The organism is Dokdonella sp. (assembly GCF_051958935.1).
Lineage (GTDB): Bacteria > Pseudomonadota > Gammaproteobacteria > Xanthomonadales > Rhodanobacteraceae > Dokdonella_A.
On sequence record NZ_JBQCFP010000169.1, the window covers coordinates 1 to 17,023 of the forward strand.

Genomic DNA, 17,023 nt, shown 5'->3' on the forward strand with positions numbered 1-17,023 from the left:
CGCCGGTCTTGGTCATGCGCAGGCTCGAATCGAACGCGCGCGCGATGCCGAAGTCGGTCAGTACCGCCGAGCCGTCGTCGCGCAGCAGGATGTTGTCCGGCTTCACGTCGCGATGCACGAAACCCTTCTCGTGCGCGTAGGCGAGCGCGCCGGCGATCTCGCGCGCGACCCGCAGCGCGAACGCGGCTTCGCGCGTGCTGCCGTCCTTCGCGAGCACCGCGCCACCGGCGAGGTACTCCATCGCGAGGTAGTGGCAGTCGCCGGCCTGGCCGACGTCGTGGATGCCGACGACGTGGCGATGGTGCAGCTTGGCGGCGATGCGCGCTTCGCGCAGGAAGCGCTCGCCGAAATTCGGATCCACCAGCAGCGCGGGCGACATCACCTTGAGCGCGACGTCGCGCTCGACCGATTCCTGCGTCGCGAGGTAGACCGTGGCCATGCCGCCACGGCCGAGCTGGCGCAAGATGCGGTATCCGGAGATCTCGATCACGATCGCGTCACTTCCGCTGCGGCGCCCGGCCACGCTGGCGGGGCTCGCAAACGCGCATCAGGCGGGCGCCCGAGCATATCAGCAGGCGCGCCGGCGCGCATGCGGGGCGTCCCCTCGCGCGGCCGCGCAAACGAGGCGGCCGTCACGCAATCCGGCGCGCCTCGATCACGTTCGGGACCGCCAGCAGCTGGCTCAGCAGGCTGCTGAGCTGGTCGAAGCCGGTGACCTTGAGCGCGTAGTTCATCTCGACGATGCCGCGCCGCTCGTCGACGCGCGCGTCGACCGCGATCACGTGCGCATTCGCGGCGGCGATCACGTTGGTGACGTCCTTGTGCAACCACTTGCGATCGTAGCCCTTGACCACGACGTCGACCTCGTAGCTCGCCTCGCGGCGGCGCCCCCATTCGACCGCGATGACGCGGCTCGCGTCGCGCTCGCGCAGCTTGGCGAGCTGGGCGCAGTCGGTGCGATGCACGGACACCCCGCGCCCGCGCGTGATGTAACCGGCGATCGCATCGCCCGGCAGCGGCTGGCAGCAGCGCGCGAGCTGGTTGAGCAGGTTGCCGACGCCTTCGATGACGATCGCGCCGCTGTCGGTCGCGGGCCGCTGAGCCGGATGCGGCGCCGGCGCCGGCGCGGCGTCGGGCGGCGGCGCGGCGAGTTCGTGCAGCGCGCGCGCGAGCTGGCCGGTGCTGACGTCGCCGAGCGCGAGCGCCTCGAGCAGTTCGTCGTGGGTCTTGAGGTGGAAACGCTCCGGCAGGCCGTCGAGGCTCGCCGGCTGCAGCGCGAGGCGCTTGAGTTCGCGCTCGAGCAACGCGCGTCCGGCGGCGAGGTTCTGCGCGAGGTCGACGCGCTTGAACCAGGTGCGCACCTTCTCGCGCGCGCGATGCGTGTTGAGGTAGCCATGTTGCGCGGCGAGCCAGTCGCGCTTGGGCTCGATCAGCTTGCCCGTGAGGATTTCGATGCGGTCGCCGCTCGCCGGCTGGAACGACAGTTGCACGATGCGTCCGTTGACCTTCGCGCCACGGCAGCGATGGCCGACATCGGTGTGGATCGAATAGGCGAAGTCGAGCACGGTCGCGCCGCGCGGCAGGTCCATCACCTGCCCCTTCGGCGTGAGGAGGTAGACGCGGTCCTCCACCACTTCGGTGCGGAAGCCCGCGAGCAGCGCCGCATCGTCATCGGGCGCGTCGCGTGACTCGAGCAGCTGGCGCATCCAGGCGATCTTGCGCTCGAAGCTCGCGTCCGCACCCATCGAAGACCCGGCGGCAAGCGGCCGCTGACCTCCGTCCCTCGCCCGCGCAGCGGGAGAGGGGGGGACCGTCCGCAGAGCGGACGGTGGGGTGTGTGAAATCGGACCGGCCGTGCTTTCCTTGTAGCGCCAGTGCGCCGCGACGCCGAGTTCCGCGTGCCGATGCATGTCGTGCGAACGGATCTGCACCTCGAGCGTGCGGCCGCCCGGACCGATCACCGCGGTGTGCAGCGACTGGTAGTGGTTGCCCTTCGGATTCGCGATGTAATCGTCGAACTCGCCCGGGATGTACGGCCACAGCGTGTGCACGACGCCGAGTGCCGCGTAGCATGCGGCGACGTCCTTGACGAGCAGGCGCAGCGCGCGCACGTCGTAAAGCTCGGAGAATTCGACGCCCTTGCGCTGCATCTTGCGCCAGATCGAGTAGATGTGTTTCGGGCGGCCGGCGATCTCCGCCTCGATGCCGGCATGGCCGAGTGCGGCGCCGAGCTTGGCCTTGGCGTCGCCGATCCAGGCCTCGCGGTCACCACGCCGTTCGTCGAGCAGGCCGGCGATGCGCCGGTACACGTCCGGCTGCAGGAAGCGGAACGCGAGATCCTCGAGCTCCCACTTGATCTGCCAGATGCCGAGGCGGTTGGCGAGCGGTGCGTGGATGTCCGCGCTGAGACGCGCGAGTGCGCGCTGTTCGGCTTCCGGAGCACGCGTCGCCGCGCGCATGCGCACGAGCTGGCGCGCGAGCAGGATGAAGACGACGCGCAGGTCGCGGATGATCGCCAGCAGCAGGCGGCGCAGGCCTTCGCTGCCGCCGACGGATCCATGCGCGGCGTACAGCGCCCAGACGCGTTCGGCGGCCTGCTGGCCCTCGACGAGGGCGCGCGTGCCTTCCGGAAAAGCGGCGATGGCGCCCGCATCGATCGCGGGGTCGGCGAGCACCAGCGCATGCAGCACGCAGGCCGCCTGCGCCTCCTCGCCGACGCCGAGATCACCCAGCAATGCGATCGTCGCGAGCAGTTCCGGCTGTACGGCGAGCCACGCCGGCGTCGGCGGCGTGTGCGACGACGCGAGGCGGCACGCGCGCAGGGCGATGCCGTCGGCGCCGCTGCGCTCCAGCTGCATGGCCCAGTCGGCGAGCGTGGTCATGGATCCAACGGACGCGTTCACGGTATCGACGCCACGGCTCGCTCGTCACGAACCCCTGAAAAGACATCGGCGCCCGCAGGCGCCGATGCAAGGCATGCGGAGGAGCACCCCGATCAGGGATTGCAGCCCATCCATTCGAAGCTGTCCGTACCGCGGAAGCCGAACACGACATCGTCGCCGATGAACTCGTCGCCGTTCTCGTTGCGTGCCACGCCCGGGTCGAGGATCGTGGCGATCGCGCTGTTCGGCTGGCAGGCCGACGGCGTGCTGCCGCCGCTGAGCTTCTGGCGGACGACCGCGACGTACATCGACTTGGCCGGATTGAAGCCGGCATCGAGCGTCACCTTCTCCTCCAGGAAGCCCTTCGGGTTGTTCTGCCGCGCGGTGAGCGACTCGGAGTAGAAGACCTCGGGGCCCGCGCAGACGTTGTCGTTGAGCACGGCCGGCAGCTGGCGCAGCAGGCAGTAGGTGCCGTTCGGCGCAAGATAGTTCGCATCGTACGAGTCGCGGATGCCCACGACGACGGAACTCGCCTGGTCATCGTCGGGCCGGTGCGACGAAACGACCGGGAAATAGCTGTTCGGCGCACCGGATTGCGGTCCGAAGCGGGCGTCGATGCGCGCGAGGTAGATGAAGTTGCTCGTCGTCGTCGCCGTCCACATGGTCGGCGCACGATCGCCGTAGCGCGCGTCGTTCGTCGAAGCCGTGGAGACCGGGCGCACGCCCGCGACGGCCGCGCACACCGAATCCTCGGCGACCTCGGGCGCATCGGGATCCATGTTCCAGTTGCACGAATCATTCGGCACGAGAGTCCAGTCCGGCTGGGACCAGGAGAACCGATCGACCGGCACCCAGTTCACGAGATGGGCGAGCTGCACCGCGTCTTCCCAGCTGTCGCGGAAGAGATGATCGCCGAAGCCGCTGAACGGCGAGGCGATCTCGCCCTCGGGGCCACGTATCTGGCAGCCGAGCGAGGTTTCGGGCGAAAACCCCGCGACGCCCTGGTTGACCGTCAGCGAGCTGCCGGTATAGACGATGTTGCGGATGTCGTTCGCGATCGGCATCGCCCAGCGCTCGTGCTGCGCGAGCAGCGACGAGGGCGTCAGCAGCGTGGAGCCGATGTTGGCGCACATCACGTAACCATCGGTCGTCACGTTCAGCACGCTCGCCGTGCCGTTGACCGCATAGGTGAAGCCGGGCGAGGTAGAGATGGCCACGCTGGCGCCGTCGTTGATGCGCAGGGACTGGGCCGCAGCGGTGGAGGAAAGGATCGTTGCGGCGGCGGCCACGACGAGGGCGTTGCGTACGGTCTTCTTTACTGACATCTCTCGATTACTCTCGCTGGAACGGGGGTTCGCGGTTCTTTGTTGCGCAATCCGCTTGCCATTGCGTCGCTTATACGAACCATGAACGGCTTCGTTCGACCACGCCCAACACGAGCCGCCGGAACAAACACCGGACGGCTCATGCTACACTTGGGCCTGCCGCATTGTATCCCGACTTGCGCTCAAGTGCACGTGTTAAGTTCCCGTAAGTCAAGGAAATTTGCGGTTGCGGTCACAGACTGCCCACCTGCCGACGAATCTATGCGCCTGATACCGAGCCTCGCCCTTACCTTAACCCTTGCTGCCTCGGTGGCCGGCGCGCAGACCCAGGCGCCCACGCTCGAGGAACGCATGTCACAGGCGGAATTCCATGCCGCGGGGCTCGACAAGCTGTCGCCGCAGGAACTCGCCCAGCTCAATGCCTGGATCGAAGCGCACGGCGGCGGCAGCGTGAAGTACGTGTCCTCGAGCGGCGCGCCGGTGTTCTATCCCGACGACAGCTCGCGCGAGAACGTCGAATCGACGATCGTCGGCACCTTCGACGGTTGGCGAGGGCACACCGTGTTCACGCTCGAGAACGGGCAGCAGTGGGCGCAAGCCGAATCGGGTTCGCGTGACACGGGCAAGTTCAACAGCCCGAAGGTCAAGATCAAGCCGATGCTGCTCGGCAGCTGGCTCATGTACGTCGATGGTTGCGGCTGCAGCGTGCGCGTCAAGCGCGTGAAGTAGCTCCAGCATCCCGGACCGTACCCGGGATGCTGGCCGAATCGATAGAGCGGCACACCCCGCGACGTTCCGGACGGATCCCCGCTTTCGCGGGGATTGCAGGCCGAGCCCTCATGCGCCGCGCAGTGTCTCCACGAGTTTCGCGAGCCGCTTCGGCGACACGGACTCGGCCGTGCGCAGTTCCTGCGCGAACGTCGATACGCGAAGTTCCTCGATGAGCCAGCGCAGTTCGTCCAGCCGCGCGTCGTCGGCCGCGTGCGCGGCACGCAGCTTGAGGTAGTCGCGCCAGTACAGCTGCACCGCGAGCATGCGCGCCTGGTCGCGCGCGGGATCCTGGCGCAACCGCTCGGCACGCAGGCGCATCGCCTTCAGGTAACGCGGGAACTGGGCGAGCCGCGCCGAACCGACGTCGCGCAGGAAGCCCGGCGCGAGCAGTTCGTCGAGTTGTTCCGCGAGGTCATCGTAGTTCGCACGCGCGAAACCCATCAGCGGCGGCCGCAGCATCGGCCTGAGTTCGGCGAGCGCGGCGAGGATCGCCTCGCCGAGCGCGAGGCGCTCGACCGCCGTGCCGAACAGGCTGCGCGCCATCGCGTCGCGCGCGACGGCGAATGCCTCGCGCGTCCGCACGTCGAGGTCGAGCGCGGCGAGTTGTTCGCGCAATGCGCCTTCGACGATGTCCGCACGCAGCACGTCGGCGATGCCGGTCTTGCCCTTGCGACCGCCGTCGCTCGCGGCAGCCGAAAACAGCCCGCTCTTCAGCAGCAACTCGTTCTTGAGCCGCAGCTGGCGACCGCCCTGGCGCACGCGATCGGCGAGCGCACGGCGCAGCAGCCGTTCGACGCCGCGCCGGTGCTGCGCGAGCGCCTCGTCGCGCCGCTCGAACACGCGCAGCGCGACGCTCTCGCCGAGGTCGACGAGCGCGGGGAACGCGGTGAGCCCGCCGCTCGACACCACGCTGTCGGGAATGGCGTCGAAATCGAAGTCGGCGACGTCCTCGCGCGTGAGCTCGACGTCCGCACGCCGCGAGAAGGCGACGCGCGCGGCGCCGGTCCATTGCGCCTGGATCGCCGCGAGATCGCGGCTTTCGACCAGCACCCGGCCCTGCTCGTCCTCGATGCGGAAGTTCATCGCGAGGTGGGCGGGCAGTTCCACGCCGGCGAAATCCGCAGCGGCGGTCGCGACGCCCGTGACGCGCTCCAGGTAACGCGCAAGCGCGACGTACAGCGGTTCGTCGCGCGCGTGCTCGGCTTCGACGAACGCGCGGGCGAAATCCGGCGCCGGCACGAAGTTGCGGCGCAGCGCCTTCGGCAGGCCGCGGATCGCCTCCGCCACCTTCTCCGCGAGGAGGCCCGGGACGAGCCATTCGCACCGCGCGGCCGGCACCGCGTTGACGAGCGCGAGCGGCACGTGCAGCGTCACGCCGTCGGCGGGATCGCCGGGCACGAACCGGTAGGTGAGGCGCAGCGCGTGCGCGGCGACGTCGAAGCGCGCCGGAAACTCGCGTGCCCCCGCGCCGCCGGCCTCGCCGAGCACGTCGGCGAGCGACCAGTGCAGCGCCGCCTGCTCCGCCGGCGTCGCGCGCCGGTACCAGGCGTCGAGCGCGGCGGACGTGCTCACGTCCTCGGGCAACTTGCCGGCGAAGAACGCGGCGAGCTCGTCCTCGCCGCGCAACAGGCCCGAACGGCGGCGCTTCGCCTCGATCTCGCGCGCCTGCGCGAGCACGCGCGCATTCGCGCGCACGAAATCGGCGCGTGCGTCGATCTCGCAGCGCGCGAGCGCTTCGCGCACGAAGATCGCGTGCGCGAGCGTGGGGTCCTGCCGCCCGAACATGACGGTGCGCTGGTCGGCGAGCACGAGTCCGAACAGTGTCGCCTGCTCGTGCGCGACGACCGCGCCGCGCTTGCGCGACCAGTGCGCGTCGCGCCAGCTCTTGCGAACGAGGTGGGCCGCCTGCTGTTCGATCCAGGCGGGTTCGACCTTCGCGCAGGACATCGCGTAGACCTTCTGCAGGTCGAGGATCTGTCCCGCGAGCAGCCACTGCGGCGCCGATTTGGCGAGCGCGGATCCGGGGAAGATCGAGAACTTGCGCTCGCGCGTGCCGCGGTACTGGCCGCGTTCGTCCTTGCGGCCGACCTGCGTCGGCCAGCCCGACAGCAGGCAGCGATGCACCGCCTCGTAGCGGTCGGTGGACGCGACTTCCGCATCGATCGGCGCCGTTGCCGCCGTCTCATCCGGCCGCCGGGCGGAACCGGCGCGCGCGCGCGCCGGTCGCGCCATGCCGTCGTCCGCCGATCGATCGCCGTCGGCGGCGTAGGCGAGCAGCAACTGTCGATGCAGCTCGCGCCACTCGCGCATGCGCAGGAACGAGAGGAAGCGCGCCTCGCACCAGTCGCGCAGCTTCGACTGCGTGAGCTCCTCGTGCGCGGCCGTATACGCGGCCCACAGCCTCAGCACGGCATTGAAGTCGGATTTCGGATCGGCGAATTGCGCATGCGCCGCGTCGGCCTGCTGCCTCGCCTCGGCCGGGCGCTGGCGCGGATCCTGCACGCTGAGGAACGAGGCGAGCACGAGCAGTTCGCGCAGCACGCCACGCGTCTCGGCCTCGACGAGCATGCGGCCGAGCGCGACGTCGATCGGCAGCCGCGCGAGCGCGTGCCCGATCGACGTCAGCCGCCAGCCGGGGCTGGCCGGTTCCCGGGACGCCTCGCGCCCGCCTGCGATCGTGGGCGATCGCTCGGGCACGTTCTCGACGGCACCGAGTTCGGCGAGGCGGCGATAGCCGTCGCCGATCGCTCGATCGGAGGGCGCCTCGACGAACGGAAAATCCGCCGGGTCGCCGAGCCTGAGCGCGAGCATGCGCAGGATCACGCCCGCGAGCGACGAGCGCAGGATCTCCGGATCCGTGTAGCGCGCGCGTTGCAGGTAGTCCTGCTCGTCGTAGAGGCGATAGCAGATGCCGGCGCCGACGCGGCCGCATCGCCCCTTGCGCTGGTCCGCCGCGGCCTGCGAGATCGGTTCGACGTGCAGCCGCTCGAGCTGGTTGCGCGGACTGTAGCGCTTCACGCGCGCGGTGCCGGTGTCGATCACGTAGCGGATGCGCGGCACGGTGAGCGAGGTCTCGGCAACGTTGGTCGCGAGCACGATGCGCCGCTGCGGGCCCGGTTTGAACACGCGGTCCTGCTCGGCCGCGGACAGGCGCGCGTACAGCGCGAGCACTTCGGTCGCGCGGTACTTGCGCCGCGACAGCGCGAGGTGCGCGTCGCGGATCTCGCGCTCGCCGGGCAGGAACACGAGCACGTCGCCGCGCGGGTCCTCGCGCGTGATCTCGTCGGCGACGGCGACGACCTGCTCGGCGAGGGGAACGGGGTCGGAATCGCCCCTGCGGCCTCGGATCCCGGCATCCGGATCGGCGGACGCATGATCCGGCCGCGCTTTCCCGCCCGGCCGCCAGCGCACTTCGACCGGGTACGTGCGCCCCTCGACCTCGACCACCGGCGCATCGCCGAAATGCCGCGCGAAACGCGCGGTGTCGATCGTCGCGGACGTCACCACGAGCTTGAGGTCGCGTCGCTTGGCCAGCAGCCGCTTGAGGTAGCCGAGCAGGAAGTCGATGTTGAGGCTGCGCTCGTGCGCCTCGTCGAGGATGATCGTGTCGTAGGCGCCGAGCCACGGGTCGCCCTGCGTCTCGGCGAGCAGGATGCCATCGGTCATGAACTTGACCAACGATTCGTCCGAGACCTGGTCGGCGAAACGCACCTGGAAGCCGACCAGCCGCCCGACCTCGCTGCCGAGTTCGGCGGCGACGCGGCGCGCCACGCTGCGTGCGGCGATGCGACGCGGCTGCGTGCAACCGATGAGGCCCGCCGTGCCACGTCCGGCCGCGAGGCAAAGCTTGGGGAGCTGCGTCGTCTTGCCCGAACCGGTTTCGCCGGCGAGCACGACGACCTGGTGCTTGCGGATCAAGGCGACGATCTCGTCGGCGCGCGCGCTGATCGGGAGCGACGCATCGAGCGCGATGTCCGGCACGCGTGCCGCACGCGCGGCGCGTTCGGCCGCCGATGCGGCGATCGCCTCGCGCAACGCGGCCACTTCGCGCTCCTCGGGGCGGGCGGACACCCGGCGCCAACGGGCGACCAAGCGGCCGACGTCGCGCGCCATCACCGTGTCGAGTGCGTCGCGCAGGTTCTTCAAATCGGACATCCGGCCATTGTCGACCATGCGCGCGCATGATGCGAGCCGACGCGCCATATGGCACGGCTATCGCGGCCATCGAGCGTTTCGATTTACCGCCGGCGCGCGGACGCGCTAGCCTAGGCTTCCCTCACCGGAGCACCGCCATGGCCATCGACATCGGCATCGCCAAGAAGGACCGCGAGAGCATCGCGAAGAACCTGTCGCGCCTGCTCGCCGACACCTACTCGCTGTACCTCAAGACGCACAGCTTCCACTGGAACGTGACCGGTACGATGTTCAACACGCTGCACCTCATGTTCGAGACGCAGTACAACGCACTGTGGACCGCGGCCGACGCGATTGCCGAACGCATCCGCGCGCTCGACGTCTACGCACCCGGCTCGTACACGCAGTTCGGCAAGCTCACCGCGATCGGCGAGGAGACCGGCGTGCCGGACTGGAAGGCGATGGTGCAGCAGCTCGTCGAGGGCCACGAGACGGTCGCGCGAACCGCGCGCGACGTGTTCCGCGTCGCCGACAAGGCCGACGACCAGCCGACCGCCGACCTCGCCACGCAGCGCATGAATGAACACGAGAAGACCGCCTGGATGTTGCGCTCGCTGTTGAAGTGATGGCACCGCCGCCAGCGGCGCGTCATCCGCGTGCGCGCCGCTGCAGGTGCAGGTGCAGGTGCTGGTAGATGCCGTAGACGAAGCCGATCGCCGCGGTCGCGGCGGCCGGCACGTACAGCGCGGCGTAGCCGAGGCGCGCGAACAGCCAGGTGCCGGCGACCGCGCCGCAGAGGAACGCGAGCACGAGCGAGAGCAGCAGGCGCACGCGGCGCGCATCGACCGGCAGGCCGCGCAGGCGGTGACCGATGAAGATGCCGAGGTCGGTGAGCGTGCCGGAGAAATGCGTCGTGCGCAGCACCGCGCCGCTGTAGGTACTCGCCATCGCGTTCTGCAGGCCGCAGGCGGCCGACGCGAGGTATTCGCCGGCGAGGTCGCCGCGTACGAGCAGCGGCACCGCGAGCGCGAGCAGGGCCCCTTCGATCACCAGCACGACGCCGTAACGGCGACCCAGGCGCAGGGTCGAATCCTGCACGATCATCCCGCTCGCGACGCAGCCGGCGATGAACGCGCCGATCAGCGCGGCGAAATGCAGCATGCCCGCGACGTCGTGTCCGCCGAGCGCGATGCCGAGCATCGTCGTCGTACCGGTCAGGTGGGTGATGCCCTGGTGCTGCACGCCGAGGAAACCGCTGGCATTGACGATGCCCGCGACGAACGCGAGCAGCGCGCCGCCGCCGAGCACCCAGCGCGGAAGCTTCGCGAACATCACAGCTTGCGCCGCGGCGTGACGAGGAAGTCGCCGAACAGCAGGCCCGCGACGATCGCCGTCAGCAGCGCGGCCATCGTGATCGCGGTATCGATGCCGAGCAGCACTTCGCGGTCCAGCACGTAGCTGAGGCTGCGGAAGCCGACGCTGCCGGGCACGAGCAGGATGATGCCGGTTTCGCGCACGAGCGCGCCGGGGCGTTGCATGACGCGCGCGAACAGGTTGCTCGCGGCGCCGACGACGAGACTGCCGAGGAAGGTGCCGAAGGCGGGCGGCACGTGCGCCCCGCCGATCTGCGTGCAGGCGTAGCCGAGGATCGGCGCGGCGATCACCACCGGGTAGAAGCGCAGTGGGCTCTTGAACAGCACGGCGAACGAGAACGCCGCGGCGATGACGCCGCAGGGACCCGCCCATGCCGGCAGCGGCACCGAATCGCTCGCCGGCGCCACGAGGCCGAGCAGCGCGCCGAGCTGCAGCGCCGCGGCCGTGCCGAAGATGAGCTTGAGCAGGGTCGTCGCCGCGCCCATCATGCGCGCCGTGCCGGAGATGAGGTGCTGGCTCGACAGCTCGCGCACCGCCGTCGTCAAGGTCATGCCCGGCATCAGCACGATCAGGCTCGCCAGCACCACCGGCCGCAGCGCGATCGGCACGACCCATTGCGCGACCGCCATTGCCACCAGCGTGCAGAGCAGCGCGGCGGCCGCCTCCAGCGCGGGCCCGAACGTCGGCCAGCGCCGTGGCGCGAGCGAGATCGCGCCGATCAGGAGGCCGTTGAGGCCGGCGACCGCCGCTTCGCGCCAACCGGTATGCAGGATCGTCGCGATCGCCGCCGACGACACGCCGAAACTGAGCACGCCGGCGACGTCGCTGGTGCGGCTCGGCGGCCGCTCGCCGATCGCGCGCAGCTGGCGCCGCCCTTCGACGAAGTCGAGCTCGCCGGCGATCACGCGGTCGGCGATCTCGTCGACCTGGCACAGGCGCTTCAGGTTCACTTCACCGGGCGGCACGCGCACGACCTGGGTCGTCTCGGCGAGGTCGTCGCCGTGCGACGGGTCGGAGAACGACATCACGATCGACGTCGGCGTCGACAGCACGTTGCACGCGAGGCCGAGGCGCGCGCTGACGAGATTGACGACGTCCTCGAGGCGCGGCGCCGTGGTGCCGTATTCGTGCAGGCGACGCGACAGCTCCACCACGAAGCCGATGCGCGTCTTCAGCTCGGCGTCGCCGCCGGTACGTTGTCCCAACCCCGCCATGTCCATCGCGCAATGATGCCGTGCGGGCGCGCCGGTTGGCGAGCGTTCACGTTGCCGGCCAAGGCGCGTTTGCGCTTGCCGGCGAGCCTGCTAGCCTTGCGCGATGAGCGCTGCAGGGACTGCCACACTCCGCCATGGCCGCGACGGCGACGTCGTCGCCGCGACAGGCGACTGGACGATCGCCGCCGCACCCGTGCTCGCCGCGGAGGTCGCCGCGCTCGCGCGCAAGCACGGCCGCTCCCTGCGCGTCGACGCGAGCGGCATCGACCGGCTCGACACCTCCGGCGCGCGCCTGCTGCTCGACCTCGCCGGCGAACGCGGTGTCGATGGCCTCGACGACACCCGCCGCGCGCTCGTCGACGCGGTCGCGAAGGTGGTCGTCGCCGCAAAGGCGCCGCCCCGCGCGGACGGCGGGCTCGTCGCCCTGCTCGCGCGCACCGGCGCGGCCGCCGAGCAGGTCGCGCGTGATGCCTGGCAACTGCTCGGCTTCATCGGCCTCGTGCTCGCGACGCTCGCGCGCTGCGTCTTCGTGCCACGGCGCTGGCGCATCACTTCGCTCGTGTTCCACCTCGAGCAGACCGGCCTCGATGCCGTGCCGATCGTCGTGCTGCTCAACTTCCTCGTCGGCGCGGTGGTCGCGTTCCTCGGCGCGACCGTGCTCAAGGACTTCGGCGCGACGATCTTCACGGTCGAGCTCATCGGCTATTCGTTCCTGCGCGAATTCGGCGTGCTGCTCACCGCGATCCTCATCGCCGGCCGCTCCGGCAGCGCCTTCACCGCGCAGATCGGCTCGATGAAGTCGCGCGAGGAGATCGACGCGATTCGCACGCTCGGCCTCGATCCGGTCGAGGTGCTCGTGCTGCCGCGCCTGCTCGCGCTGCTCGTCGCGCTGCCGGCGCTCGCGTTCATCGCGATGCTCGCCGGCATCGTCGGCGGCGGGATCGTCTGCGCGCTGAGCATGGACTTCTCGCCGACGATGTTCGTGACGCGCTTCCACGACCTCGCCGCGACGCGCCACTTCTGGGTCGGCATGAGCAAGGCGCCGATCTTCGCGTTCCTGATCGCATCGATCGGCTGCCTCGAAGGTTTCAAGGTATCGGGCAGCGCCGAGTCGGTCGGTACGCACACGACCTCGAGCGTGGTGCAGTCGATTTTCGTCGCGATCCTCGTCGATGCGCTCGCAGCGATCTTCTACATGGAGATCGACGTATGAACGCGAACGGCTCCGACCGCGTCATCGAGGTGCGCGGCCTGCGCAACCAGTTCGGCGCGCAGGTCGTGCACGAGGGCCTCGACCTCGACATCCGCCGCGGCGAGATCGTCGGCGTGGTCGGCGGCTCGGGCAGCGGCAAGTCGGTGCTGCTGCGTTCGATCATCGGCCTCAACCGGCCCGCCGCCGGCAGCGTCAGGCTGCTCGGCACCGACATGATGCGGGCCAGCGACGACGAGCGCATCGCGGTCGAGCGACGCTGCGGCGTGCTGTTCCAGAACGGCGCGCTGTTCTCCTCGCTGTCGGTCGCCGACAACGTGATGGTGCCGATGCGCGAGCATCACGACCTGCCGCTCGGGCTGATGCAGCGGTTCGCCGCGCTGAAGATCGCGCTCGCCGGCCTGCCGCCCGATGCGGGCGCGAAGTTCCCGGCACAACTGTCCGGCGGCATGGTCAAGCGCGCGGCGCTTGCCCGCGCGATCGCGCTCGACCCGGATATCCTGTTCCTCGACGAACCGACCGCGGGTCTCGACCCGATCGGCGCGGCCGCGTTCGACCAGCTGATCCTGACCCTGCGCGAAAGCCTCGGCCTCACCGTGTTCCTCATCACGCACGACCTCGACACCCTCTACACGATCTGCGACCGCGTCGCCGTGCTCTCGCAGAAGCGCGTGCTCGTCGCCGACACCCTCGACAAGGTCGAGCGCTGCGAGGATGCGTGGGTGCAGGAGTACTTCCAGGGCCCGCGCGGCCGCGCGGCCGCGCGCGCGGTGTCCTCGTCCAGGCGCATCGCGGCGGATGCCGCACCCACCAGGAACTGACCGCATGGAAACCCGCGCCCACCACGTCCTCATCGGCGCCTTCACGATCGGCGCCTTCGTGCTCGCGCTCGCGTTCGTGCTGTGGATGTCCAAGACCGGCGTCGACCAGCGCTACGCCGACTACGACATCGTCTTCACCGAGGCGGTCAGCGGCCTCTCGGTCGGCGGCCTCGTGCAGTACAACGGCATCAAGGTCGGCGAGGTGCGCGAGCTGCACCTCGCCGCCGACGACCCGCGCAAGGTGATCGCGCGCGTGCGGCTCGATGCATCGGCGCCGGTGAAGGAGGACACGCGCGCGAAGCTCGCGCTGCAGGGCGTGACCGGGCTGTCGTTCATCCAGCTCTCGGGCGGCGCGCCGGGCAGCCCGCCGCTCCTGCCGACGCGCGAGCACCCGGTGCCGGTGATCCCGTCCGAGGAATCGGCCTTGTCCAAGCTGCTCGCCTCGGGTTCGGACATCGTCGTCACCGCCAACGACCTGCTGCTGCGCATGGGCGAGATCCTGTCGGCGGAAAACGTCGACCGCATCTCGGCGACGCTGGAGCACCTCGACCAGCTCAGCGGCGCGCTCGCCGACCAGCGCGGCGACATCGGAACGGCGGTGCACCAGCTCGCCGAGGCGACCACGGCGATGAAGAAGACGCTCGCGACGCTCGACACGATGGCCAATTCGACCAATGCGCTCGTGCGCGACGATGCGCGCAAGCTGATCCAGACCGCCGACGCGGCGCTCGCCTCGGTCAACAGGATGGCCGAATCGGCCGGCCTGCTGGTCGAGGACAACCGCGCCGCGATCGGCGCGTTCAGCAACCAGGGGCTGCGCCAGATCGGACCGACCGTGCTCGAGCTGCGCGAGACGCTGCGTTCGCTCAAGCAGCTTTCCGACAAGCTCGGCGCCTCGGACAGCCTGCTGCTCGGCCGCGACCAGCCCAAGGAGTTCCAGCCGCAATGAACGCCCGCCTCCGCTTTTCCGCATGGCTGCTCGCGCTGCCGCTCGCCGCGTGCTCGTCGCTGTTCAACGTGCAGCGCACGCCGTTCACGATCTACTCGCCCAAGCTCGCCGCACCCGCGCAGGCCGCGCCCGCCGCGCGGGTCGATTGGCAGCTCGCGATCGAAACGCCGCTCGCGAGCGACGCGCTCGACACCGTGCGCATCGTCGTGATGCCGCGGCCCGGCGTGATCGAGGTGTTCCCGGGCGCACGCTGGAGCGACAGCGCGCCGGCGATGCTGCGCAACCTCGTCGTGCAGGCCTTCGAAAACACGCAGCGCATCACCGGCGTCGGCAGTTCGGCGTCGGGCCTGCGTGCCGACTACGCACTCGGTATCGCGCTGCACGATTTCCAGCTCGAAATCGACGGCGGTACGCGCGCCGTGATCCGCCTGCAGGCGCGCCTGCTCGACTACACCACCAACCGGGTGCTCGCGGCGCAGGCGTTCAGCGCGCAGGCGCCGGCACGGGGCAGCGACGCCGCGGCCGCGTTCGCCGCGTTCGAGAGCGCGCTGAACCAGCTGCTGCCGGAGCTCGTCGAGTGGACACTGCGCGAGGGCGAGGCGATGCACGCGAAGAGGAAGGACTGAGACGCCGGGCATCCACCGGGATCGGCGTCGCGCATCCGCTGCGACAGCGACGACCGGCCGACCCGCCAAGCGGACCGGTTCCCCTCGCGCGCCGCAACGGCGACAATAGCGCCAGGGGACCCGCGTTCCCTACCCGCATTCCGTCCCCTGCGCGCCCGGTCCGACCGGGGGCGCTCCTGCTGCCGCGCCGGCCATGAGCGAAGTCGAAACCCGCAATCCGCACAGCCAGTTGCAGGGCCAGCTCGCGCGGGTCGCCGAGCTGCTGCGTCGCCAGCACCTGGTCGAAGATCTCGCGCACCGCCAGCAGGGCGATCACCACGACCTCGTCGAAAACCTCGTCCACCGCCAGCACGTGGCCGAGCTGCAACGCGAGATCGACGCGCTGCACCCGGCCGACATCGCCTACATCCTCGAGGCGCTGCCGCCGGAAGAACGCCTGGCGGTCTGGCATCTCGTCAAGGCCGACCGCGACGGCGAGATCCTGCTCGAAGTGTCCGACGCGGTGCGCGAGTCGCTGCTCGCGGACATGGACCGGCCCGAGCTGATCGCGGCGGCCGAGCAGCTCGACGCCGAAGAGATCGCCGACCTCGCCGAGGACCTGCCCGAGGACGTGCTGCAGGAACTCATGCACCGCCTCAACGCGCAGCAGCGCGAGCGCGTGCAGTCGGCCATGTCGTGGGAAGACGACCAGGTCGGCGCGATCATGGATTTCGACATGGTGACGATCCGCGAGGACGTCACGCTGGAAACCGTGCTGCGCTACCTGCGCCGCCTGAAGGAGCTGCCCGAACACACGGACAAGCTGTTCGTGGTCAACCACGATACCGTGCTGACCGGCGTGCTGCCGATCCGCTGGCTGCTCGTCAACGACCCGGCCAAGGACGTCGCCGAGGTGATGGCGAGCGACGCCAACACGTTCCATCCCGAAGACGACGTCGCCGAGACCGCGCAGGCGTTCGAGCGCTACGACCTCGTCACCGCGCCCGTCGTCGACGCCCACGGCAAGCTGATCGGCCGCGTCACGATCGACGCGATGGTCGACGTCATCCGCGAGGAAAGCGACGCCGAGGTGCGCGAACGCTTCGGCCTGCGCGAGGACGAGGACATCTTCGCCTCGGTGTGGAAGTCGCTGCGCAACCGCTGGGCCTGGCTCGCGATCAACCTCGTCACCGCGTTCGTCGCCTCGCGCGTGATCGGCCTGTTCGAGGGCTCGATCCAGAAGCTCGTCGCACTCGCGGCGCTGATGCCGATCGTCGCCGGCATCGGCGGCAATTCGGGCAACCAGACCATCACGATGATCGTGCGCGCGCTCGCGCTCGACCAGATCAGCCCCACGAGTGCGAAAAGGCTGCTGCGCAAGGAACTCGGCGTCGCCGTGCTGAACGGCCTGATCTGGGGCGGCGTGATCGGTTTCGTCGCTTGGCTACTCTACCGCAACGTGTCGCTCGGCCTCGTCATGACCGCCGCGATGACCCTCAATCTCCTGCTCGCCGCATTGATGGGCGTACTGATCCCGATGACCCTGCTCAAATTCGACCGCGACCCGGCGATGGGCTCGAGCGTGATGATCACCGCGATCACCGACAGCGGCGGCTTCTTCATCTTCCTCGGCCTCGCTACCCTGTTCCTCATCTGAAGGCCGTCCGAAGGATGGCGCCGCACCCGCTGGACGCCGCGCCCGTCTCGTAGCACTCTCGACGTCGACCGTCCCCGGGAA

13 protein-coding genes are annotated in these 17,023 nt (G+C 69.9%); 7 read left to right on the forward strand and 6 right to left on the reverse strand.

Going from position 1 to position 17,023, the window contains the following annotated elements:
- The 3 genes from ACTHK2_RS15955 to ACTHK2_RS15965 all read right to left on the reverse strand — a co-directional run.
- The coding region (locus ACTHK2_RS15955; protein WP_440246706.1) for a serine/threonine-protein kinase at positions 1–490 on the reverse strand (490 nt) is incomplete at its 3' end.
- A gap of 142 nt (positions 491–632) precedes the next feature.
- Positions 633–2,882, reverse strand: a complete 2,250-nt coding sequence (locus ACTHK2_RS15960; protein ID WP_440246707.1) for a RelA/SpoT family protein — start codon at positions 2,880–2,882, stop codon at positions 633–635.
- Positions 2,883–2,995: 113 nt separating this feature from the next.
- Positions 2,996–4,207, reverse strand: coding sequence for a hypothetical protein (locus ACTHK2_RS15965; protein ID WP_440246708.1), 1,212 nt, complete (start codon positions 4,205–4,207; stop codon positions 2,996–2,998).
- A 261-nt stretch (positions 4,208–4,468) separates the two neighbouring features.
- Here ACTHK2_RS15965 and ACTHK2_RS15970 point away from each other — a divergent pair, with 261 nt between their 5' ends.
- Complete coding sequence (locus tag ACTHK2_RS15970; protein WP_440246709.1) at positions 4,469–4,936, forward strand: hypothetical protein; 468 nt, start codon at positions 4,469–4,471, stop codon at positions 4,934–4,936.
- A gap of 108 nt (positions 4,937–5,044) precedes the next feature.
- On the opposite strand, the gene hrpA is transcribed toward ACTHK2_RS15970, so the two are convergent.
- A complete protein-coding gene (gene hrpA, locus ACTHK2_RS15975; RefSeq protein ID WP_440246710.1) occupies positions 5,045–9,133 on the reverse strand; it encodes an ATP-dependent RNA helicase HrpA in 4,089 nt (1,362 codons plus the stop codon).
- A gap of 59 nt (positions 9,134–9,192) precedes the next feature.
- On the opposite strand from hrpA, the gene ACTHK2_RS15980 reads away from it, so the two are divergent.
- Positions 9,193–9,738, forward strand: coding sequence for a Dps family protein (locus ACTHK2_RS15980; protein WP_440246725.1), 546 nt, complete (start codon positions 9,193–9,195; stop codon positions 9,736–9,738).
- A 22-nt stretch (positions 9,739–9,760) separates the two neighbouring features.
- Here the strand turns inward: ACTHK2_RS15980 and ACTHK2_RS15985 are convergent, their stop codons facing one another.
- Together ACTHK2_RS15985 and ACTHK2_RS15990 are read right to left on the reverse strand one after the other, a co-directional pair.
- Positions 9,761–10,444 carry a YoaK family protein gene (locus ACTHK2_RS15985; protein ID WP_440246711.1) on the reverse strand — a complete coding sequence of 228 codons (684 nt, stop codon included), beginning with the start codon at positions 10,442–10,444 and terminating at the stop codon, positions 9,761–9,763.
- Complete coding sequence (locus tag ACTHK2_RS15990) at positions 10,444–11,700, reverse strand: threonine/serine ThrE exporter family protein (protein WP_440246712.1); 1,257 nt, start codon at positions 11,698–11,700, stop codon at positions 10,444–10,446. The genes ACTHK2_RS15985 and ACTHK2_RS15990 overlap by 1 nt, the downstream gene beginning before the upstream one ends.
- Before the next feature lie 103 nt (positions 11,701–11,803).
- On the opposite strand from ACTHK2_RS15990, the gene ACTHK2_RS15995 reads away from it, so the two are divergent.
- The 5 genes from ACTHK2_RS15995 to mgtE all read left to right on the forward strand — a co-directional run bounded on the left by ACTHK2_RS15995 (position 11,804) and on the right by mgtE (position 16,942).
- Entirely contained in the window at positions 11,804–12,913 is a 1,110-nt protein-coding gene (locus ACTHK2_RS15995; RefSeq protein ID WP_440246713.1) for an MlaE family ABC transporter permease, read from the forward strand.
- Positions 12,910–13,731: an ABC transporter ATP-binding protein gene (locus tag ACTHK2_RS16000; protein WP_440246714.1), complete on the forward strand. Its 822-nt coding sequence runs from the start codon at positions 12,910–12,912 to the stop codon at positions 13,729–13,731. The genes ACTHK2_RS15995 and ACTHK2_RS16000 overlap by 4 nt, the downstream gene beginning before the upstream one ends.
- 4 nt (positions 13,732–13,735) lie before the next feature.
- Complete coding sequence (locus tag ACTHK2_RS16005) at positions 13,736–14,680, forward strand: MlaD family protein (protein ID WP_440246715.1); 945 nt, start codon at positions 13,736–13,738, stop codon at positions 14,678–14,680.
- On the forward strand, positions 14,677–15,306 hold the full coding sequence (locus ACTHK2_RS16010) for an ABC-type transport auxiliary lipoprotein family protein (RefSeq protein WP_440246716.1): 630 nt from the start codon (positions 14,677–14,679) through the stop codon (positions 15,304–15,306). The genes ACTHK2_RS16005 and ACTHK2_RS16010 overlap by 4 nt, the downstream gene beginning before the upstream one ends.
- 193 nt (positions 15,307–15,499) lie before the next feature.
- Positions 15,500–16,942, forward strand: coding sequence for a magnesium transporter (gene mgtE, locus ACTHK2_RS16015; RefSeq protein WP_440246717.1), 1,443 nt, complete (start codon positions 15,500–15,502; stop codon positions 16,940–16,942).
- The last annotated feature ends 81 nt before the right edge of the window (positions 16,943–17,023 follow it).